This is a genomic window from Arenibacter lacus (assembly GCF_008711145.1).
GTDB lineage: Bacteria > Bacteroidota > Bacteroidia > Flavobacteriales > Flavobacteriaceae > Arenibacter > Arenibacter amylolyticus.
This window is the reverse complement of the sequence record NZ_VVIN01000001.1, coordinates 49,565-71,238: the sequence shown is the minus strand read 5'-3', so window position 1 is coordinate 71,238 and position 21,674 is coordinate 49,565. Positions and strand designations below refer to the sequence as shown.

General features: G+C 40.7%; 19 protein-coding genes, 1 other RNA gene and 1 pseudogene. 17 read left to right on the top strand and 4 right to left on the bottom strand.

Annotation, left to right across the window (positions count from 1 at the left end; translation table 11 throughout):
• Positions 1–55 precede the first annotated feature (55 nt).
• Positions 56–754, top strand: a complete 699-nt coding sequence (gene cmk / locus F1E73_RS00310) for a (d)CMP kinase (protein WP_150450815.1) — start codon at positions 56–58, stop codon at positions 752–754.
• Between the two features lie 90 nt (positions 755–844).
• Here the strand turns inward: cmk and F1E73_RS00305 are convergent, their stop codons facing one another.
• Complete coding sequence (locus F1E73_RS00305) at positions 845–1,222, bottom strand: LysM peptidoglycan-binding domain-containing protein (protein WP_086477257.1); 378 nt, start codon at positions 1,220–1,222, stop codon at positions 845–847.
• 267 nt (positions 1,223–1,489) lie between these two features.
• On the opposite strand from F1E73_RS00305, the gene rpsA reads away from it, so the two are divergent.
• The 8 genes from rpsA to ppk1 all read left to right on the top strand — a co-directional run bounded on the left by rpsA (position 1,490) and on the right by ppk1 (position 10,154).
• Positions 1,490–3,331 (top strand): 30S ribosomal protein S1, encoded by a 1,842-nt coding sequence (rpsA, locus tag F1E73_RS00300; protein ID WP_086477258.1) that lies wholly within the window; start codon positions 1,490–1,492, stop codon positions 3,329–3,331.
• 217 nt (positions 3,332–3,548) lie between these two features.
• On the top strand, positions 3,549–4,088 hold the full coding sequence (gene pyrR, locus F1E73_RS00295) for a bifunctional pyr operon transcriptional regulator/uracil phosphoribosyltransferase PyrR (RefSeq protein WP_086477259.1): 540 nt from the start codon (positions 3,549–3,551) through the stop codon (positions 4,086–4,088).
• A 4-nt stretch (positions 4,089–4,092) separates the two neighbouring features.
• The gene (locus tag F1E73_RS00290) at positions 4,093–5,019 is read left to right on the top strand and encodes an aspartate carbamoyltransferase catalytic subunit (RefSeq protein ID WP_086477260.1); all 927 of its coding nucleotides are present in this window, start codon (positions 4,093–4,095) and stop codon (positions 5,017–5,019) included.
• 7 nt (positions 5,020–5,026) lie between these two features.
• Positions 5,027–5,359, top strand: coding sequence for a ribonuclease Z (locus F1E73_RS00285; RefSeq protein ID WP_086477261.1), 333 nt, complete (start codon positions 5,027–5,029; stop codon positions 5,357–5,359).
• Positions 5,360–5,720: 361 nt separating this feature from the next.
• Entirely contained in the window at positions 5,721–6,626 is a 906-nt protein-coding gene (locus F1E73_RS00280) for a ribonuclease Z (RefSeq protein WP_150450814.1), read from the top strand.
• A gap of 253 nt (positions 6,627–6,879) precedes the next feature.
• Entirely contained in the window at positions 6,880–7,527 is a 648-nt protein-coding gene (gene pdxH / locus F1E73_RS00275; protein WP_086477263.1) for a pyridoxamine 5'-phosphate oxidase, read from the top strand.
• Between the two features lie 63 nt (positions 7,528–7,590).
• Entirely contained in the window at positions 7,591–8,079 is a 489-nt protein-coding gene (locus tag F1E73_RS00270) for a SixA phosphatase family protein (RefSeq protein WP_150450813.1), read from the top strand.
• Entirely contained in the window at positions 8,076–10,154 is a 2,079-nt protein-coding gene (gene ppk1 / locus F1E73_RS00265; protein WP_086477265.1) for a polyphosphate kinase 1, read from the top strand. The genes F1E73_RS00270 and ppk1 overlap by 4 nt, the downstream gene beginning before the upstream one ends.
• A 110-nt stretch (positions 10,155–10,264) precedes the next feature.
• Here ppk1 and miaE read toward each other — a convergent pair whose 3' ends face one another.
• The gene (gene miaE, locus F1E73_RS00260; protein WP_086477321.1) at positions 10,265–10,846 is read right to left on the bottom strand and encodes a tRNA-(ms[2]io[6]A)-hydroxylase; all 582 of its coding nucleotides are present in this window, start codon (positions 10,844–10,846) and stop codon (positions 10,265–10,267) included.
• 175 nt (positions 10,847–11,021) lie between these two features.
• On the opposite strand from miaE, the gene F1E73_RS00255 reads away from it, so the two are divergent.
• The gene (locus tag F1E73_RS00255; protein WP_086477266.1) at positions 11,022–11,879 is read left to right on the top strand and encodes an EboA domain-containing protein; all 858 of its coding nucleotides are present in this window, start codon (positions 11,022–11,024) and stop codon (positions 11,877–11,879) included.
• Between the two features lie 47 nt (positions 11,880–11,926).
• Here the strand turns inward: F1E73_RS00255 and F1E73_RS00250 are convergent, their stop codons facing one another.
• Complete coding sequence (locus tag F1E73_RS00250; RefSeq protein ID WP_150450812.1) at positions 11,927–12,694, bottom strand: 3-keto-disaccharide hydrolase; 768 nt, start codon at positions 12,692–12,694, stop codon at positions 11,927–11,929.
• A 613-nt stretch (positions 12,695–13,307) separates the two neighbouring features.
• Here F1E73_RS00250 and F1E73_RS00245 point away from each other — a divergent pair.
• The 6 genes from F1E73_RS00245 to F1E73_RS00220 all read left to right on the top strand — a co-directional run bounded on the left by F1E73_RS00245 (position 13,308) and on the right by F1E73_RS00220 (position 19,352).
• A complete protein-coding gene (locus F1E73_RS00245) occupies positions 13,308–14,216 on the top strand; it encodes a TatD family hydrolase (protein ID WP_086477268.1) in 909 nt (302 codons plus the stop codon).
• Positions 14,216–15,109, top strand: coding sequence for a UbiA-like protein EboC (eboC, locus tag F1E73_RS00240; protein ID WP_150450811.1), 894 nt, complete (start codon positions 14,216–14,218; stop codon positions 15,107–15,109). Before F1E73_RS00245 ends, eboC begins: the two co-directional genes overlap by 1 nt.
• Positions 15,110–15,120: 11 nt before the next feature.
• Positions 15,121–16,296, top strand: coding sequence for a 3-dehydroquinate synthase (locus F1E73_RS00235; RefSeq protein WP_086477270.1), 1,176 nt, complete (start codon positions 15,121–15,123; stop codon positions 16,294–16,296).
• The gene (gene eboE, locus F1E73_RS00230) at positions 16,296–17,489 is read left to right on the top strand and encodes a metabolite traffic protein EboE (protein ID WP_150450810.1); all 1,194 of its coding nucleotides are present in this window, start codon (positions 16,296–16,298) and stop codon (positions 17,487–17,489) included. Before F1E73_RS00235 ends, eboE begins: the two co-directional genes overlap by 1 nt.
• A gap of 2 nt (positions 17,490–17,491) precedes the next feature.
• Positions 17,492–18,868, top strand: a complete 1,377-nt coding sequence (locus F1E73_RS00225; protein ID WP_150450809.1) for an alkaline phosphatase family protein — start codon at positions 17,492–17,494, stop codon at positions 18,866–18,868.
• Positions 18,869–19,004: 136 nt separating this feature from the next.
• The gene (locus tag F1E73_RS00220) at positions 19,005–19,352 is read left to right on the top strand and encodes a transmembrane 220 family protein (protein WP_086477273.1); all 348 of its coding nucleotides are present in this window, start codon (positions 19,005–19,007) and stop codon (positions 19,350–19,352) included.
• A 2-nt stretch (positions 19,353–19,354) separates the two neighbouring features.
• Here the strand turns inward: F1E73_RS00220 and F1E73_RS18100 are convergent.
• Positions 19,355–21,173, bottom strand: a pseudogene (locus F1E73_RS18100) (DNA polymerase III subunit gamma/tau).
• 134 nt (positions 21,174–21,307) lie between these two features.
• Between F1E73_RS18100 and rnpB the strand changes: the two are divergent.
• An RNA gene (rnpB, locus tag F1E73_RS00210) (RNase P RNA component class A) lies at positions 21,308–21,628 on the top strand.
• Positions 21,629–21,674 lie beyond the last annotated feature (46 nt).

Sequence of the window (21,674 nt, the reverse complement as noted above, 5' to 3'; positions counted from 1 at the left end):
CCAGCGCCCTAGTTCGGTACTGGGGGGTGAACAATTACAATAATTTTTAAATCCCATGGGAAAAATAAACATAGCTATTGATGGCTATTCATCAACAGGTAAGAGTACAATTGCCAAGCAATTGGCAAAAGCACTGGGATACATCTATGTAGATACTGGGGCAATGTACAGGGCGGTTACCCTATATGCCATGCGCCACGGTTTAATAGGCGAAACAGAGGAGGAGTTGAAAAGGCTGGTAACCCACCTACCTAAAATAAATCTTCAGTTTGTGCACAATGCAGACCTGGGATTTTCGGAAATGTATCTAAATGGGGAGAATGTAGAAAAGGAGATTAGGGCATTGCCGGTATCCAAACAAGTAAGTAAGGTAGCTACCTTGGAAGCTGTACGAAAGAAATTAGTGGCTATGCAACAGGAGATGGGTAAGAGAAAAGGGGTAGTGATGGACGGTAGGGATATAGGTACCGTCGTTTTTCCGGATGCGGAATTTAAAATATTTATGACAGCCTCCCCCGAGACAAGAGCGTTTAGGCGGTATAAGGAACTGTTGGAAAAAGGTGAGAAAGTGACCTATGATGAGGTGTTGGTAAATGTGCGCTATAGGGATGCCATAGATTCCAATAGAAAATTCTCTCCATTAAAAAAGGCCGAGAATGCTATTGAGTTCGATAATAGTGATATGGGATTGGAAGAGCAATTAGACCGTATCTATAATTATGCATTGCGTAAAATTGAGGAGACAAACGCTTAATCCCCTTTGAAAATGGTAAAAGAAAAGGCGGATGTCCAAAAAAATAACTTTGGATATCCACCTTCTTAGTTAGTGGCAAAAATACCAGGCTTAGTTGGGAATGACCAATACTTGGTCTGGGTGGATTAAATCTGGATTTTTGAGAATGTCCTTGTTGGCCTCAAAAATTTTCTTGTACTTCATAGGGTCTCCGTAATATTTTTTGGCAATCTTACTTAAAGATTCCCCGCTTTTTACCGTGTGTCGGTGGTAAACGCTTTGATCGGCAACGGTAATATTGGCTTTTAGATCGGAAGGATTTTCCCCGCCTATCTCTTTAATTTTGTCCCAAAGAAGGTTTTTTTCATATTGGGTCTTAGTTTCCCCTTTAATTTTAAGAATGCCATTCTCCTCGGTAACATTACCGTTTTTTACTTCTAATTTTTCGCCAAGGTTTAATACCTCTTGATACTTTGATTTTACACTCATCTATCCGTTTTTTAATGGTTATTATTAGCTATTACAAGATAAGGGATTCTTGGATTAGTTACGGCTATAAATCAAGAAATAGTTAAGTTGTTGGAGGTCAAGTGGTTTTTGTGTTGGTGTTATGGAAAATTAATTGTACATTTGCACTCCTTTTTTAACAAACTATCGAGAGGAAAAAGGGAATATAAAAAAATAATAATCATAACATCTTCCTTGGATATTGTTTTACTCTTGTGACTCCATGGAATACAAATTAAAGATCAGCAAATGGCTGAAGACAAAACACCAGCAGAGGTAGAAGCTACTACCGAAGCTACTCAAGAACAAAAAGTAGAAACCCCAGCTCAAGATCCTCAAGAATTCTTGGAGAACTTTAACTGGGAAAAGTACGAGCAAGGTATCGAGCGCGTTGATGATTCCAAATTAAAGGAATTTGAAGAAATGGTTGCCGAGAACTTTGTGGATACTGCAGACGCAGAAGTGGTGGAAGGAACAGTAGTGTACCTTACGGAGCGTGAGGCGATCATTGATATCAACGCCAAGTCTGAAGGAGTAATTTCACTTAATGAATTCCGCTACAATCCCGATCTTAAAGTAGGGGATAAAGTAGAGGTGTTGATTGATATCCGTGAGGATAAAAGTGGACAATTAGTTCTTTCTCATAGAAAAGCCAGAACAATCATGGCATGGGATAGGGTTAATGCCGCTCATGACAACGAAGAAATTGTTAGTGGTTTTGTAAAATGCAGAACTAAAGGTGGTATGATCGTGGATGTATTTGGAATTGAAGCGTTCTTGCCAGGTTCTCAAATAGATGTTAAGCCGATCCGTGATTACGATCAGTATGTAAACAAGACTATGGAATTTAAAGTGGTTAAGATTAACCACGAATTTAAGAACGTAGTTGTTTCGCATAAAGCATTGATTGAAGCGGACATTGAAGAGCAGAAGAAAGAAATCATCAGCCAGTTGGAAAAAGGACAAGTATTAGAAGGTGTTGTTAAAAACATTACTTCTTACGGTGTGTTCATAGATCTTGGTGGTGTTGATGGATTGGTACATATTACTGATCTTTCTTGGAGCAGAATCAACCATCCGAACGAAGTGGTTGAACTTGACCAGAAATTAAACGTGGTAATCTTAGACTTCGACGAAAACAAGTCTAGAATCCAGTTAGGTCTTAAGCAATTGGAGAAACATCCATGGGATGCCTTGAGCGAAGACATTAAGATTGGTGATAAAGTTAAAGGTAAAGTAGTTGTTATTGCAGACTACGGTGCATTTATCGAAGTTGCCGAAGGTGTTGAAGGATTGATTCACGTTTCTGAAATGTCTTGGTCTACTCACTTGCGTTCCGCTCAGGATTTCGTAAAAGTTGGAGATGAGATTGAAGCAGTAGTATTAACCTTGGATAGAGAAGATCGTAAGATGTCTCTTGGTATCAAGCAATTGACTCCAGACCCATGGACTGATATTACAACTAAATACCCTGTTGGTTCTAAGCATAAAGGAATTGTACGTAACTTCACCAACTTTGGTGTATTCGTAGAATTGGAAGAAGGGATAGACGGATTAATCTATATCTCCGATCTTTCTTGGACCAAGAAAATTAAGCACCCATCAGAGTTTGTAACCGTTGGTGATACTTTGGAAGTGGAAGTATTGGAGTTGGATGTTGAGGGTCGTAAATTAAGTTTAGGACACAAGCAGACTACCGAGAACCCATGGGATAAGTACGAAACCGAGTTTGCCTTGGATACAGTTCATAAGGGCAGTATAGCAGAGATAGTAGACAAAGGTGCTACTATTGAGTTTAACGAGGATATCGTAGCCTTTGTACCAACCCGTCACCTGGAAAAAGAAGATGGTACCAAATTGGTAAAAGGTGAGGAAGCTGAATTTAAAGTGATTGAATTCAATAAAGAATTCAAGAGAGTGGTTGCAAGTCATACCGCAATATTCAGAGAAGAAGAGAAGCGTAATGTGAAGGCCGCCGTTAAGAAGGCTGCAGCTGCTGCAGACGAAGCGAAACCTACTTTAGGGGATGCTAACGAAGCTTTGCAAGCGCTTAAGGATAAAATGGAAGCGAACGACAAGAAAAAGAAGTAAGCCTCTATTTTAATAACTATAGAAAAGCCTCGACCTACGTCGGGGCTTTTTTTTTGGATTCTAGGTAAGGAAGGTGTAGGTTTATGGAATAAATATAATTTTAAAATATTGGGTATCAGTTCTTCCTGTTATTAATAAAACACTATTCCTAGAACAATCCTTTATATTAGATAGAAATCCCTACTTTTGTAAATCAAAGGCATTGGACAAAATAGCTATGAGTCAAAAAGTATTGCTTTCTTCCAAAGAAATAAATATTATCCTGCATCGCCTGGCTTGCCAATTGTTGGAGAATCACCTAGATTTTAAGGAAACCGTATTAGTTGGCCTGCAGCCAAGAGGAATTTTCTTGGCGGTTCGTTTGGCCAAGATCCTTAAAGAGGAATATGGCGTAGAAACTATAGATTTAGGATTCTTGGACATTACGTTTTATAGGGACGATTTTAGACGGGGCGATAAGACATTGGAGGCCAATAAGACCAAAATAGATTTTCTTGTAGAAGATAAAAAAGTGGTGTTTATAGATGATGTGCTTTATACAGGACGTAGTATAAATGCAGCTTTAACGGCCATACAATCTTTTGGAAGGCCTAGGGAAGTAGAATTGTTAACCCTTATCGACCGTCGCTTTAGCAGGCATTTGCCCATTCAACCTACTTATAGGGGGAGGCAGGTAGATGCTATCAATGAGGAAAAGGTAAAAGTGATGTGGGAAGAAAATGATGGGGAAGACGTTATATATTTAGTAAAGAAATAAACGCATGAGCGAACTGAGTGTAAATCACTTGCTGGGGATTAAGTACCTGAAAGAGTCGGATATTCAGCTCATTTTTGAAACTGCCGATCACTTCAAGGAAGTTTTAAATAGACCTATAAAAAAGGTTCCTTCGCTTCGCGATATTACCATAGCGAATATCTTTTTTGAAAATAGTACCCGTACGAGACTCTCCTTCGAATTGGCCGAAAAAAGACTCTCTGCCGATGTGGTGAATTTCTCAGCAGGACAGTCTTCAGTGAAAAAAGGGGAAACCTTGATAGATACGGTAAATAATATCCTATCTATGAAGGTAGATATGGTGGTAATGAGGCACCCCAATCCAGGAGCTGGTATATTCCTGTCTAAGCATGTTAAATCTTCCATTATAAACGCAGGGGACGGTGCACATGAGCACCCAACACAGGCGTTGTTAGATTCCTATTCTATTAGAGAGAAGCTGGGGGATGTAAGTGGTAAGAATGTTCTTATCGTTGGGGATATCCTTCATTCTAGAGTGGCACTTTCCAATATATTTGCCCTAAAATTACAGGGAGCCAACGTGAAGGTGTGTGGCCCCAAAACCTTAATGCCAAAGCATATCGAGTCACTTGGGGTAAGCGTGGAGAGCGATCTGCGAAAGGCTCTAAATTGGTGCGATGTCGCCAATATGCTACGAATACAGAACGAACGCTTAGATATTAGCTATTTCCCCACCACTAGGGAGTATACCCAACAATATGGCGTTAATAAAGCGCTATTGAACAGTTTGGATAAGGAAATTGTGATAATGCACCCGGGACCTATTAATCGCGGTGTGGAAATAACCAGTGATGTGGCCGATTCCAAACAATCCATTATTTTAAATCAGGTAGAGAATGGAGTGGCTATTAGAATGGCGGTAATTTATTTGTTGGCATCAAAAATAAAATAATAGACGTATGATTTTAGACAGAGAAGAAAACGTAACTATTGTGCTGCAGGAAGACACTTCCTTAAAGGCATTTATAAATAACCTGAAGGAGAGTTATCCCAAGATTAAGAACGATCACATCATCCTAAATCTCTTTTCTTTTTCCAAGCTTACATCAGGAGATGTCTTAGAGTTTTTAGATCTGTCCGAAACTCATAGGAATTCCAAAAAATCCTTTGTGCTGGTTACCGATAAGGTGGCTTACGATGAGGTTCCAGACAATATCTGCGTGGTACCTACTATTCAGGAGGCTAGGGATATTATAGAACTCGAGGAAATAGAGCGGGAGCTAGACCTGTAGTGTCACAGTAGTAGACGTGCTCACTGATGGGTCTGCAACACTATATAGGGCTTACCTAATCCTTAGCTGCGTATCGGTTTTTGTTTAATGGCTACTATATTCCTAGATTTAAAACAGTAAGTGCCCTAAATTGGGACGGCGGTTGTCTGGTTGCAGCCAGTTGCCAAGTTTGGTGGTCTTTTCCTATGTCTAGGATAAGGAGTATATTGGGAGAAACGTATGGGTTCCTATGCTATTTAGCAAAAGCTATAAGCAATAGGGTGTTGTGGGAAGCTATAGGGAAATGGAGGGGAGGATCTAATATTCCCACAAACCCAATACCTTGAACGAATGTCCCATTATTAATTTTTTTTTTTTTTCTATGAAACTAACCATTTTGGGATGTTATGCAGCTACCCCTAGATCTTTAAATAACCCAACCTCCCAGGTACTCGAGATAAAGAATCACTTGTTTTTAATTGATTGTGGAGAAGGTACCCAGGTACAATTGCGTAAGCATAAGATAAAATTCTCTAGAATCAACCATATTTTTATATCCCATTTACACGGGGATCATTTTTTTGGTTTACCTGGTTTAATTTCCACTTTCCGATTACTAGGTCGTAAAACGCCATTACATGTTTACGGGCCAAAAGGGATCAAGGAGGCGATTACCCTATTTTTAAAATTAGGGGATTCCTGGACCAATTATCCACTGTACTTTCACGAGCTTAGCGCTTTAGGATCCGAACTTATTTTTGAGGACAATAAGGTGGAAGTGAGTACTATTCCCCTTCAACATCGAATTTATACCAACGGCTTTTTGTTTAAGGAGAAAATTGGAGAGCGTATCTTAAATGTGGAAGCAGTATCAAAATACGGTGTGGATACATGTTATTTCCAGAATATTAAAAAGGGGAAGGATGTAATTTTGGACAATGGTGACAGAATAGACAATCACTTGTTGAGTTTTGATCCTCGTCCGCCTAAAAGCTATGCGTTTTGTAGCGATACCCAATATTCGGAGCAGGTGATTCCCATCATCAGTGGGGTGAGTGTTTTATATCATGAATCTACCTTTTTGGAGTCGGAAAAGGCCTTAGCGCCTAAAACTAAACACGCAACAGCCAAGGAAGCCGCAACCATCGCAAAAAAGGCCGAGGTGGGAAAGCTGATCCTAGGCCATTTCTCTACCCGTTACGCTTCTACTGAACTTTTTAAAGAGGAAGCAACCACAATTTTTCCTGAAGTGGAACTGGCCGAGGATGGAAAGTATTTTGAGCTTTAAGAAGATAGTTAAGGAGGTATTCTGTTGTTTATTTTGGTTAACGCCAGCTGTAGCAAAAGGGGAAGAGGTGTGGAGTTGGTTTTAAAAGTGAAAATAACCAAGTTTGGCTTTCTTTTTTTAATTTGTTTTGTGCAAATTTGTGGTTGGTGTTAGATTGCGCTAAAAGGTTATTCCAGGCTTACTGGATGTATAATTCCTGTGCTACTGGCCCTTAGTTATTTAGGATTCCCTTCTCCAATTTCAATTCGTTCTTATGCAAAAAGATTTAGGTGATTATAGAAGATCTTATGGTAAAAGTGAGCTTACCAAGGCCAATGTTCCCGAAAATCCCATGGAGCTTTTTCAAAAGTGGTTCTATGAGGTGGAGGCCAGTGAAGGGATAGATGAGCCCAATGCAATGAACATAGCTACCGTGGGCAAGGATGGATATCCAAAAAATAGGGTGGTCTTGTTAAAGAAATTCACCTATGAGGGATTTATTTTTTACACCAATTATGAGAGCGAGAAAGGCAAGGCCATAAGTAATAACCCTAAGGTATGTCTTTCCTTTTTTTGGCCCAATATGGAGCGGCAAATTATTATAAAAGGTGATGCCGAAAAAATTGCCCCTAATTTGTCCGATGGATATTTTGAGTCCAGACCGGATGGAAGCAAGTTGGGCGCTATTGTTTCTCCTCAAAGTGAGGTAATCCCTAACAGGGAATTTTTGGAATCCAAATTAAAGGATTTAGAAAAATCCTATGCAGACCGAGAGATTGAACGGCCCAGTTACTGGGGCGGGTTTATAGTAAAGCCGGTTTCCATCGAATTTTGGCAAGGGAGACCAAATAGGTTGCACGATAGGATACGCTATAGTCTGCAGCCAGATTATGACTGGAAGATAGAGCGGTTGGCACCCTAGGTGCAGCTAGTTTTATTTTACCTTTATGGGAGTAAAACAACGGGACCATTAAATTTTTAAGGAATGAAAACAATACTTTTAATGAGGCACGGAAAATCCTCTTGGGACTACCAAGTCTCGGACAGGGATAGACCGCTTTTGGAAAGAGGGATAAGAGATGCTGCCAGGGTTGGGAAGGAGTTTTTAAAAGACCGAATAATTATTGATGCGGCCTTCTCTAGCCCCGCTAACCGAGCAATGCATACGGCTATTATTTTCTTAAGGACCATTAGTTATCCCCTGGATAAATTTAAGCTATCCCCAAGCTTGTACGACTTTAGCGGAGATGATGTATATTCGTTCATTCGTTCCTTGGAAAACACCAAAAATACAGTAATGCTTTTTGGCCATAACGAGGCCTTTACACATATTGCCAACTCCTTGGGGGATGTATATATAAGCAATGTACCTACAAGTGGTTTTGTAGAGTTAAAATTTGATACGAATGATTGGGGTGCCGTGATTAAGGGAGTAACAGGGCGCACAATATTTCCAAAACATATTAGAGAATGATTAAACATAAGTACCAATATATAAACCGAGAAATTAGTTGGTTAAGCTTTAATGAGAGAGTTTTACAAGAGAGTGCCGATAAAAATGTTCCCCTTATAGAGCGATTGCGATTTTTAGGGATATTTTCTAACAATCTCGATGAGTTTTTTAAAGTGAGATATGCTACCGTAAAGCGAATAGTGAATGCAGGGAAAACCGGTAAAAGTGTGCTGGGTGGAGAGAGTGCCAAGGACCTTTTAGAAGAAATTACGGAAATAGTTATTAAGCAGCAGACTAAAAGCCTTAAGATCTTGGGCGATATAGAGAAGGAGCTAGAAACGGAGAATATCTTTCTGGTGAACGAAACTGAAATATCCGAGAGTCAGGCCTGCTTTATAAAAAATTATTTTATTGAAAAGGTAAGCCCTTTATTGATGACCATTATCTTAAATGATAAGGTGGGATTTCCTATGTTAAAAGATACGGCTGCGTATTTGGCAGTTAAGATGGTGCTTAAAAACCAACCAGGCTGTAAGACGCAGGCCAAGCAGAAGCGGTTTGCATTGATCGAAATTCCCAAGGGTATAGATAGATTTGTAGTGCTGCCAAAAGAAGGGGATAAGAACTATATTATTATTCTGGACGATCTTATTAGATACTGCTTGGACAGTGTGTTTAATATGTTCGATTACGAGACCATTTCTGCTCATATGATTAAAATTACCAGGGATGCAGAATTGGATATAGACAATGACCTAAGTAAGAGTTTTATAGAGAAAATCTCCACCAGTGTGGAGCACCGGAAAATAAGTGATCCCGTCCGTTTTGTGTATGACAAGAAAATTGCCGCAGATACCCTTAATTTTCTAAAGGAGAAAATGGATGTGGAGGATACGGATAGTGTAATTCCCGGAGGTAGGTATCACAATAGGCGAGACTATATGAGCTTCCCTAGCTTAGGGAGAAAAGACCTGATGTACGAACCGATCGTTCCCCTGCCTGTGAAAGGCTTATCTATGGAAGGGAGTCTTTTTGAGCGAATAGCAGAAAAGGACTTTTTGCAATATACTCCTTATCAAACCTTCTCCTATATCATTAAGTTTTTAAGGGAGGCTGCCTTAGATCCTAAGGTGAACAACATAAAGATTACCGTGTACAGATTGGCTAATAATTCGCAAGTCGCCGCTTCTTTAATCAATGCTGTGAAGAATGGGAAGCAGGTAACGGTGCAAATAGAATTGCAAGCAAGATTTGATGAGCAAGCCAATATAGAGTATGCCGAACAATTGCAGGCAGAAGGCGTACAGCTAATTTTTGGGGTACGGGGGTTAAAGGTGCATAGTAAAATATGCTTGGTAGAACGGGAGGAAGCAGGCCGAATAAAACGTTACGGATTTATCAGTACCGGGAATTTCAATGAGTCAACAGCCCGTATTTATACGGATTATACGTTGTTTACTACCCACGAGGGGATTTTAAAGGAGTTGAATAAGGTTTTCGATTTCTTTGATACCTCCTATAAGATTCAAAAGTATAAACACCTTATTGTTTCGCCCCACTATACGAGAAATGTTTTCAAAAAACTCATCGATAAAGAGATTGCAAATGCAAAGGCCGGCAAGGAGGCGTATATAAAAATTAAAATGAACAGTTTTACCTCCTATAAAATGGTAGATAAACTATACCAAGCCAGTAATGCGGGGGTTAAGATTCAACTGATTATCCGAGGAATTTGCTGTTTAATACCCGGGGTTAAGGGGATGAGTGAGAATATTGAAGCCATCAGCGTGGTAGATAAATTTCTAGAACACCCAAGAGTTTTCATTTTTGGGAATGATGGCGATCCCAAGGTGTATATTTCCTCTGCAGATTGGATGACCAGAAACTTGGATTACCGAGTGGAGGTTGGAGTGCCAATTTATGATAAGGAGGTTAGACAAGAGCTTTTGGATACCTTTAATATTTCTTGGCAAGACAATGTGAAAGCACGATTGTTTTCAGAAAAACAGGACAATGCCTATAGAAAGAACAAGAAAGCTAAGGTTAGGTCCCAGTTTGCAACCTATGAGTATTACCAAAAGAAGTTGGAAGAATAATCGGCCGATTTGGGCTGTTATTTAGCTCATTAATTAGTGGTAAAATAAATTAGTAAAGGCCCTCTGCAGATAGAGGGCCTTTGTTTTATGTCTTGCTGTTGGAAGGGTGATTAACCGTGAACGGTTTCTTTTTTACTCAAATCCTTCATTATTTCAGCCTCATAGGTAAGTAGTGCCTCCCACTTTTTATCTACCTCTTTACGGTCGCCATATTGCCTGGCAAATTTTAGGAACATGGTGTAATGCCCCGCTTCACTAACCATAAGTTTGTGATAGAATTCTGCTAACTCCTTATCTTCTAATTCTTCCGAAAGGAGTCGGAATCGTTCGCAGCTTCTGGCTTCAATTAGGGCGGCGTATAATAAACGGTGTACTAATTGGGTGGTTCTACTGCCTCCTTTGGGGAAGAATTTCATCAAGGCAATCACATACTCGTCCTTCCTGTCCCTGCCCAATGTCTTGCCGCGTTGTAAAATCCGGTCGTGCACCATTTTAAAATGCCCCATTTCTTCCCTGGCTAGGGCAACCATCTCTTCTACGAGCTCGGTATATTCCGGGAAGCTTACGATTAGGGAAATAGCCGTGCTTGCTGCTTTCTGTTCGCAATAGGCATGATCCGTTAATATTTCATCAATATTCTTTTCTACAATATTCACCCATCGTGGGTCTGTGGGTAATTTTAAACCTAACATATCTTTAAATTCTAATTCAAAAATAGAAAGAATAGGGCAATGTCCCATACTATATCCGGAGATAATTTTATCTTTAATCCTTGGAGGGGCCAGAATCCTGATAACTAGCTATAAAGTTGCTATAATCAGGTGTTTACGGGAGGTTCCCTTACATTAAATTATTATAAAGCATATTATGGCATTTAAAGAGGTGAGTGAGCAGTTGTTAACGCTGTTGGAAATAAATGTGCAACAGGAGGAAAGAACATGGTTGTTGTCTAAGCTAGATCAAATAATTAAAGAGAGGTCTACCAGAGATTTGTATTTGACCTATAGTTTGGTTCCCTCAAAAATTACGAAAGCTAGTTCTTTATCTTTGCAAATATCTGATGAAGATTTGAAGGCGTATTTAGAATTGCAACATGCCCATATTCATCAAATAGCAAGAATCTATCTTTTAGTGCGAGTGTTGGAGGAAAACGCAGAATTCTTCACCCCTAAAGTGGCAAATATCATCCAGGTGGCTGATACTGGTGAGCTGGAGACATTTTTAAAGTTTTTGGTGTTGCTGCCAAATCCAGAGGAATACCAGCATCAGGCAGTGGAAGCGCTAAGAACCAATATTGCAACGGTGTTTAATGCCATCGCTATGCACAATCCATATCCTGCCCTCTATTTTAATGACCAGCAGTGGAATCAAATGTATCTAAAGGCTGCATTTATGCAGCAAGACCTTAGGGGGATGCTATCGGTAGATAAAAGAGCTAATAAAGATCTTGCTAGGATTATCTCAGATTATGCCCACGAACGATGGGCAGCATCTAGAGCGGTAGACCCCTATTTTTGGCGACCAGTAGCTCCTTTTTTGGAGGAGGGACTGCTGCCCGATATGGAGCGATTAATGCAGAGCGATAATGTATTAGAAAGAAAAGTGGCCTCGCTATGCTGTGCAAGCTCTAACTGGGAACAAGCCAAGGAATTGCTTCAAAAATATCCAGAATTTGTGGCCCAAATCAATTCCGGGGAATTGGATTGGGACAATTTGGAAGAATAGATTTCATTGGGGTGTAATTAGCAGCTTGTTGTAAGGATTATTCGCTCTTAGGGCATCTCCAAAAATTGGAAGGATATATTTCTAAAGGCCATAGGGCCATGGTCTCCTTGAATCATTAAAGGACCGGTGGCACTTTCTTTTTTAGATATAGGGCCTCCAGTGGGTAAGGGAACTTCTACATTGTTATGAATCACCACCCCGTTTAATTTTACCTCAATGAATTTGGCGTTGGCAGTTTTCTCACCTTGTTCATTAAATCTAGGCGCTTGGAAATGAATCTTTAGAGTTTGCCATTCTCCAGGTGCCTTGTATGGTGCGGAGGTAGGTGCAATGCCCATAAAAACTTTGGAAGGGGTGGTTTCCCAGTTTCTGTGGATACCTCCAAAATCACTGGAGGTAGGTTGGCTAACACCATAGCTGTCCTTTATTTGCAATTCATACCTGCCTTGTAAAGAAAGGCCAGAATTGGATGCTTTGGGTATAAGCACCTCCAATTCCAAAATAATATCTCCGTGTTCCCATTGGGTTAGAAGGTGGTCTTTTTTTGTGAAACTATAGTTGTTGTACAAAACGCCAGTACCAGGGGTAACCGTTATAGGATTGGGATGTTTTTGTTTCTTTTTGTTGCTCAACTTGGTTGAAGCTTCGTCCTGATGGGTGTGTACGGCTATATTGGGATCTGCCACCACATTGCCCACAATTTCCCAATTCCCTGCCTGGTCCATAAAATCGTCTAAATTAGTAAGGGTGAAACGCTCTTGTGCAAGAGCAGCAGATCCACATAGCAATAGGGTGAGGAGGAGGTTTGCTTTCATTATGGTAGAGATATTAGGTTAACTTTTTAAAATTAAAACAGTGTAATATATATGTTTTGTAGGAAAATAAACTTATCAGTTTCTCATAAACGCTTCTCATCTCAAAAAACGTTTAGTCTATTACAATATTGTTAAATACAAATGCTTACTTTCAGAATTATTTTCATTGATGGTTGGTAAGGGTAAAATATAGGGCCGATTTCAAAAGAAAGAGTGGATCATTTTAGTAAGATAGGTGGTATTAAGCTAGAAATGGATATTCCAGTAGCTACTATGGGCAAGGGGAAAAAGTATTCGTTTAGTTTTCAAAAATGAAAATGAAAAGGAGGAAGTGATCACCAACTTGGATTGGATTTCCTTGTACTATTAAGGGTGTTTAAAAGTTGTAAGTTGCTTTCTATTGCTATAAATATGTCGTTCTTCCCCTACTTTTTGTTAAATCCAGTTTAAATCTGCGGAAAAGTATCGGGGAGGTGCTAATATTTCAGTAGTTTTATACGTTGTATAAGAACCGAAATCCTGAGGATTTACATCCCAAATTTTGATAGGATCGTGGTAGGGCAGTGAGGAGATGTGTTTTATTGTTAATTTATTAAAGTAGTAAAAGATTGTTATGGAAGAGAAAATGATGATTATAGATCCGCATGTGCATATGTCCGCTAGAACTACGGACGATTATGAAGCTATGGCGGAAGCGGGAGTAGTTGCTGTTATAGAGCCCTCCTTTTGGTTGGGGCAGCCACGTACTCAGGTGGGATCTTTTCAGGATTATTTTAGCAGCTTGGTAGGTTGGGAGCCGTTTAGAGCCAGTCAATTTGGTATTAAGCATTATTGCACCATTGGCTTAAACTCTAAAGAGGCCAACAATGAGGCCCTGGCAGAGCAGGTGATGGAATTATTGCCCCTCTATTTGCATAAAGAAAATGTAGTGGCCATTGGGGAGATTGGTTATGACGACCAAACGCCCGCCGAGGATAAGTATTTTCGTTTACAACTAGAACTAGCCAAAGAGCTAAATCTTCCCGTACAGGTACATACCCCACACCGAGATAAAAAAGCGGGAACGCTTAGAAGTATGGAAGTTTGTTTGGAACACGGCTTAGATCCTGCTATGGTGGTTATAGATCACAATAACGAGGAAACAGTAAAAGAGGTCTTGGATCGAGGCTTTTTAGCAGCATTTACCATTTATCCCAAAACGAAAATGGGGAACGAACGAATGGTGGAGGTGGTGAGAAAATTTGGAAGTGACGGAATTATCGTGGATAGTTCTGCAGACTGGGGGGTAAGTGATCCCTTGGCAGTTCCAAAAACAGCCTCCCTAATGCTTAAAAGAGGTATTCCAAAAGCCGATGTGGTGAAGACTTGTTATCAGAACGCCTTGGATATCTTTGGAATGAACGGAAAAATGAAGGAGTCCGATTGGTTAAACCCTGAGGGTGTTAACCAGACCCAACTTTATAATGATAATAGCGTCTTAAGAGGGCAGCAGCCCAGAGTAGATACCGATAAAATAGTATAATGAATCCTGTTTTAAAGGGATATTTACAGCTGACTAGGCCGGCCAATTTGCCTACAGCAGCTGCCGATATATTGGCAGGTATCGCTATATCCGGATTTTTCTTGGCCAGCACCCAGCATGCATCCCTAGCATGGATGGCTGTGGTGCTTTTAATTGCTGCCTCAGTCTTGCTTTATGCGGCTGGAGTGGTGCTCAATGATGTGTTTGATTATAAATTAGACCAGGTAGAGCGTCCGGAAAGACCCATTCCTTCTGGCGTAATTCCGTTAACCTCTGCTGCTGTTTTTGGAGGTGTTCTTATGGTGTTGGGAATAGGCGCTGCGTTCTGGGTAGGACTCAGCAGTGGGTTAGTAGCGCTTGGCCTAGCGCTTTCCATTCTTTTGTACGACGCCCTAGGGAAGCACCATCCTTTTTTTGGTCCTTTGAATATGGGGCTTTGCAGGGGGCTTAATTTATGGTTGGGGATGTCTATCCTAGGCCAACTTATCCATTGGCAATGCGCCCTAATTCCTATTCTTTATATTGCAGCAATTACCTTAATCAGTAGGGGCGAGGTGCATGGTGATAATAAAAGACATATCGTATTGGCAGGGCTGTTGTATGTGGTGGTGATTACAGCCATAGCAGGAATCCTTTTATACGCTGGTCAGAACATATGGGTGTCCTTGCCATTTGTACTGCTTTTTGCTATATTGATATTTAGGCCCTTGCTAAGAGCATACCGGGAGAACTCACCCCAAAATATAAAAATGGCCGTAAAGACCGGGGTAATTTCCATCATCGTTTTAGATGCAGCCTTGGCGGTGGGCTTCTCTTATTGGTGGGTAGGTGTGGTTACGCTCTTGCTATGGCCCTTATCCATCTATTTATCCAAACTGTTCGCAGTAACTTAATAGTTTAAAGAATGCAACATTACAAGACAATATCACAATCCTTTAAGGTGCCTTACGAATATAAGCTCCACTTTACGGAACATATTTTTGGGCAAGATAATGCTATGTTCAAGGATTTGATAAAAGATTATAATCCCAAAGGGAAGGTAAAGGTGCTTTTTGTAATCGATAGTGGGGTGTTGGAATGTCATCCCAAACTATCCGATGAAATTACCGCCTATTGCCAAAAATACCAAGCAGAAATCCATGGAACCGAACAAATAGTAATCCCCGGAGGGGAGCAATGTAAAAACGACTACGGAAATGTAGAGCGGATATTGCAGGGCATTAATGATAATCGAATCTGTAGGCACTCCTTTGTTGTAGCCATAGGAGGCGGAGCCATCATAGACATGGTGGGATACGCTGCGGCAATTGCACATAGAGGGGTTAAATTAATCCGTATTCCCACTACCGTATTATCGCAGAACGATTCTGCTGTGGGCGTAAAGAATAGTATTAATATTTTCGGGAAAAAGAATTTCTTGGGCACTTTTGCCCCGCCTTATGCAATCATTAATGATCCTCATTTCTTAACCACCTTGGAACAGCGCGATTGGATCTCTGGAATTTCGGAAGCTATAAAAGTAGCCCTTATTAAGGATGAGGTGTTTTTTAGTTTTCTGGAAGAAAATAGCGGTAAGCTAAGAGTTCGGGATATGGAGGCCATGCAATACCTGATCTATCGATGCGCAGAAATGCATATGGAACATATTGCGCAAGGGGGAGATCCCTTTGAAAGCGGTTCTTCCAGGCCGTTGGATTTTGGGCATTGGGCAGCCCATAAATTGGAGTTCATGACCAATTACCAATTGAGACACGGGGAGGCCGTTGCCATAGGGATGGCTTTAGACCTTACCTACGCCCACCTAAGTGGATTGATAACGATGGAAACCTTGGAGCGTATTTTGGCTGTAATGGAGACTATCGGGTTCGATCTACATATCCCCTTGTCGGAGCAGAATGAAATAGAGGAGCTATTAAACGGTATTGAGGAATTTAGGGAGCATTTGGGGGGAGAACTTACCATTACCCTCATCAATAAAATTGGCGTTAAACACGATGTCCACGTTATAGATAGGGATGTCATGAAAAATGCCATCATGTGGCAAAATAACAAGTTTCAACCAAAAATATCAATGCAATAGTGCTGATTAAAGATAAATTTCACCTTAGTTATTGTACTAATATACACCCAGGCGAAGATTGGAAGCAGACCTGGGAGAATTTGGAGGCAGCCCTTCCAAAGATAAAACAGCAGGTTTCACCAGAGCAGCCTTTTGGCGTGGGATTGCGACTTTCCAATGTGGCAAGTTTGGAACTTCAACAGGGAAAGAGACTACAGGAATTTAAAGATTGGTCAGATCGGAACAATTTGTACGTCTTTACCATGAACGGATTTCCTTATGGGAATTTTCACAACGAAAGGGTAAAGGATATGGTGCATGCCCCAGATTGGACCACGGATGAGCGCTTAACATATACCCAAAGACTTTTTGATCAACTCGCTTTCCTATTGCCCCAAGGCCTTGAAGGGGGAATATCTACCTCACCTATCAGTTATAAGTTTTGGCATAGTGGTAGTGAGGCTACAGATAAAGCTTTTAAACAGGGGGCAACTAATCTGGCCGAAGTGGCCTTGCAGTTGGTAGGTATTGAAGAGGGTACAGGAAAGTACCTGCATCTGGATATAGAACCGGAACCAGATGGAATGTTGGAGAATAGTAAGGAGGTTTTACAGTTTTATGATGCCTATCTCCTTCCTATTGGAGCTAGTATTTTGATGGAAAAACTAGGGTGTTCTAAGGCCAAAGCAAAGGAGTTATTGCTTAGGTACCTTACGATCTGTTATGATGTATGCCATTTTTCCCTTGCCTATGAGGAACCAAAAGATACTATTGGAAAATTTAGAGAAGCCGGTATTAAAGTAGGTAAGATACAAGTGAGTTCTGCTTTGAAAATTCTGTTTAATGAAGGGGATAGGGAAGCTATATGGCAGTCCTTGGAAAGGTTTAATGAACCCACTTACCTACATCAGGTTACCCAACAAAAAGGAGACCAGGTAATTACCTTTAGGGATTTACCGGAATTATTGGCTAATAAAGGAGATTATACCGAATTGAGGGCGCACTTTCATGTGCCTATTTTTATAGAGCAGTACGAATCCTTATTTTCTACCCAAGATCAGATTTTAAAAGTGTTGGAATTCCTAAAAGAGGACCCATTCTCTAATCATTTGGAAATAGAGACCTATACATGGGATGTATTGCCAAAAGAGTTGAAATTGGAACTAACGGCATCCATAGTTCGCGAAATTAATTGGTTAAAGAATAAGTTGTAATCATGAAGAAGACGGTTGTAATAAATGTGGTTGGATTGACCAGGGGGATTATTGGCGAGCACACTCCCTTTATAAAATCATTTTTGGAAAAAGGAAGCTGGGGAACCATTACTCCGCAGTTGCCTGCTGTTACCTGTTCTGCACAGGCTACGTATTTAACGGGGAAAACACCAGCAGACCATGGAATCGTGGCCAATGGTTGGTATTTTAAGGAAGAGCACGAAATTAAGTTTTGGAGACAATCTAATACCTTAATCCAAGCAGATAAGATATGGGACAAGATGAAAAAGGAAGATCCCAATTTTACCTGTGCCAACCTTTTCTGGTGGTATAATATGTATTCTAATGCCGATTTTAGTGCAACCCCAAGACCAAATTATTTGGCAGATGGGAGAAAAATTCCCGACTTTTACTCGCATCCAGCAGAACTGCGCGACAAGCTCAGGGCAGAATTGGGAGATTTTCCGCTGTTCCATTACTGGGGCCCAAAAACCTCTATAAAATCCAGTCAATGGATAGCCGATGCTGCCATTAGAACCGATGAGATGCATAACCCAACCCTTAGTTTGGTGTATTTGCCACATTTGGATTATAATATGCAGCGACATGGTATCGATTTTTCAAAAATAGGCAAGGACCTTCGTGAAATAGACGCGGTTGTTCAACAATTGGTAACTTATTATGAGAGTAAATCTGCCCATGTTATACTTCTTTCCGAATATGGGATTACCAATGTCAACAATCCCGTTCACTTGAATAGAATTTTGAGAAGAGAAGGCTATATAAATATCCGGGTAGAACGTGGCTTAGAATTGCTAGATGCAGGGGCAAGTGATGCTTTTGCAGTGGCAGACCATCAACTGGCCCATATATATGTAAAGGATAAGAAGAATATCGAGAAGATCAAAACCTTGCTACAAAAAGTGAAGGGGGTAGAAAAAGTGTTATCCGGGGAACAATTAAAAGAGGCGCAATTAGATCACGAACGAAGCGGAGACTTGGTGGTTGTTGCCGATAAGGATTCTTGGTTCACCTATTATTTTTGGTTAGATGATAAAAAAGCGCCAGATTATGCGAGAATGGTGGACATCCATAAAAAACCGGGTTATGATCCCGTGGAAATGTTGACCGATCCTAAGGATAAGCTGGTGATGCCTAAGGTGGCATGGAAATTACTGAAGAAGAAACTTGGATTTAGGACGGTATTAGATATTATTCCATTGGATGCTAGCCTGATAAAGGGTTCCCATGGTAGAATACCAGAGGATAGTAAGGATCTTCCCATCCTAATAAGCAACCGAGGTGGGATTGATGTCCCAGATTCATTATTGGCAACCGAGGTCTTTGGAGTTATAGAAAATCATATCTTGGGGAACTAATATGAAATAAGCGCGACCGAAAACTAGTCGTAAGTGTGATTGTAGTTATGCGAACGCTTCTGCCGTTGGGCAAGTTAATATTCCTGTGCTTGGTGCAGCAATAGTTTGATTTATAAAAATCAATAAAAATCTACATGTGAAAATTTTCGATAGGATAGTAGCTATAGTCTTAATTGTATTGTTTGTATGGGCAATGGCCTTGCAGTACAACGATCCGGATCCTTGGATGTGGTATGTTATCTATGGCAGTGCAACACTGGCGTCGGTATTCTTTATTTTTAATAAGTTACGATTATCCGTGTCGGTGCTATTCAGTTTTCTTTATTTGATGGGAGCTAGTGTCTTTTGGCCCGATACTTTTGAAGGAGTCGCTATTGGAGACGGTAATATAGATAATATAGAACGCGCTAGAGAGGGATTGGCTTTATTGATATTGGCATTGGTAATGCTATTTTACGCATGGCGAATTAAAAAAATGCGATAGCTTTAAAAATCTAGATCAAACTCCCTTCTTAGTAAGTCGATCGCAGGATTTTTTTCCCTTAATTTAAGGTACTTCTCCTCAGGAGTAAAGGCAAATTTTGTTTCGGTGGTTTCATTTACCGTAATCTCTAGGGTGATAAAATGGTTGTTAAGCTTTTCTTTTAAATACTCCATTAAATCGTACTTCTCCCGCTCCACCTCTTTTTTCATGGTGTCATTGGGAAGTTCAATCCATATTACGACCCTATCCTTAAGCTTGGGAACATCTGCATGTAGGTTAGATGCCAGGATTTTTCGGCCAGATTTATCTAAAATATCTACAAAATCTGCCCAATGTTTTTGCATTTCCTTTTCGGAGAAATCTGCGTTGGGCAGGTTGCTTTCATCAACAACATGTTCTTTCTTATTGAGCTGATGTTCTTTTTTAGCCTTTAAACTAGAAAGGCTTAGTCCGGAAACTCTCTTTTTCTTGGACTTTAGATCTATTTTGGTCCTTGGAGCAGCAGCTTGCCCAGTAGGAGTGGAGCTCACTGCATTGGTTGACGCTATGGATGCTGCGGTAGAACCGGCTTGGGGAGCAGTAGTGGTGTTGCCAGTTTTTGGCAGATCTTGTGGCTGTGCTTGCTGTCCTTGGCCAGTAATTCCTTCAGCTTTGGGTTCGGTAGCTTCGGAGACCGGTTTTTTAATCTTGTAGTAAGAGGCCGGAATGATAAAATCTGGCCGACTCCGACCAGTTCCTAATGGCTTAGGGTTTTTTTTTTTCTCCATCAAAGTCGATGGAGGCTAATTTCATTAGGGTGAGTTCTACTAAGAGTCGCTGGTGTTTGCTGCTCTTGTATTTAATGTCGCAATCATTGGCAAGGTCTATCGCTTGAACCAAAAAAGTCCCAGAGGCTTTTTGGGATTGCTCCATATATTGCTTTTTAGCTTCCTCACCAACCTCCAGAAGAGGGATAGTATTTTGGTGTTTGCAGACCATGAGGTCTCTAAAATGCGAAGCTAATCCGATAATAAAATGATGGCCGTCAAAACCTTGTGCCAATGTTTCGTTGAATAATACCAATAAGGAGGGGATATCCCTGGCTAATATTAAATCGGTGGCCTTAAAGTAGGTGTCGTAATCCAAGACATTTAAATTCTCGGTTACGGCCTTACGGGTTAGGTTTTTACCAGAAAAACTGACTACTCTATCAAATATGGAAAGTGCATCACGCATGGCACCGTCTGCCTTTTGGGCAATGATGTGCAGGGCGTCGTCTTCTGCTTCCACCTGTTGGTTCTCGGCTATGTATTTTAAATATTCCGCGGTATCCTTTACCGTAATTCGCTTAAAATCAAAAATTTGGCAGCGCGATAGAATAGTGGGAATAATTTTGTGCTTTTCGGTGGTGGCCAAAATAAAAATGGCATGTGCCGGTGGCTCTTCCAAGGTCTTTAAAAAGGCGTTGAAAGCCGCTTGAGACAACATGTGCACCTCATCAATAATATATACTTTGTACTTCCCTACCTGTGGAGGAATCCTAACTTGACTGGTAAGTTCTCGTATATCGTCTACCGAGTTGTTGGAGGCGGCATCGAGCTCAAAAATATTAAAGGCGAAATCCTCATCTTCGGGTGCTTCCCCCTGTTGGTTAATCTGTTTTGCGAGAATACGAGCGCAGGTGGTTTTCCCTACTCCCCTTGGACCTGTAAACAACAATGCCTGTGCTAAATGATTGTTTTCAATAGCATTGGTCAAGGTATTGGTAATAGCTTGCTGCCCCACCACATCCTTAAATGTTTTAGGTCTATATTTTCGAGCAGATACTATAAAAGGTTCCAACAGTTTACACTTATAAGGGACCCAATTTTCGGGGGTCGGTATATATACTGCAAATATAGAAATAGCATTGTATTAAAGTCCCTATTTAGGCGGGATTTGCACAATATTTATCAACAATTGAACTATCTTTGCCATAAGCAGGTCACCTTATCGCTGGTACCAATACTAATTGGAATCAGAGGAAAGTCTGGACACCATAGTGCAGTATAGCGGGTAACGCCCGTCCGTCGTGAGGCGAGGACAAGTGCAACAGAGAGAAGGTACAGGTAATGCTGTAGTGAAAGCAGGTAAACTCTATACGGTGCAACGCCATGTAAATCAGTGTTCGAGGGCTGCACGCTCAAGCTGAAGGGTAGGCGGTTAGAGTAATTGAGCAATCAATTGCCTAGATAAATGATAAGGGAGTCCGCAATTGCTTGTGGATTACAGAATCCGGCTTATGACCTGCTTATTTTTTTGTACTACCTATATTTTTAGTGGTATCCTTCGTATAGGTGTCGC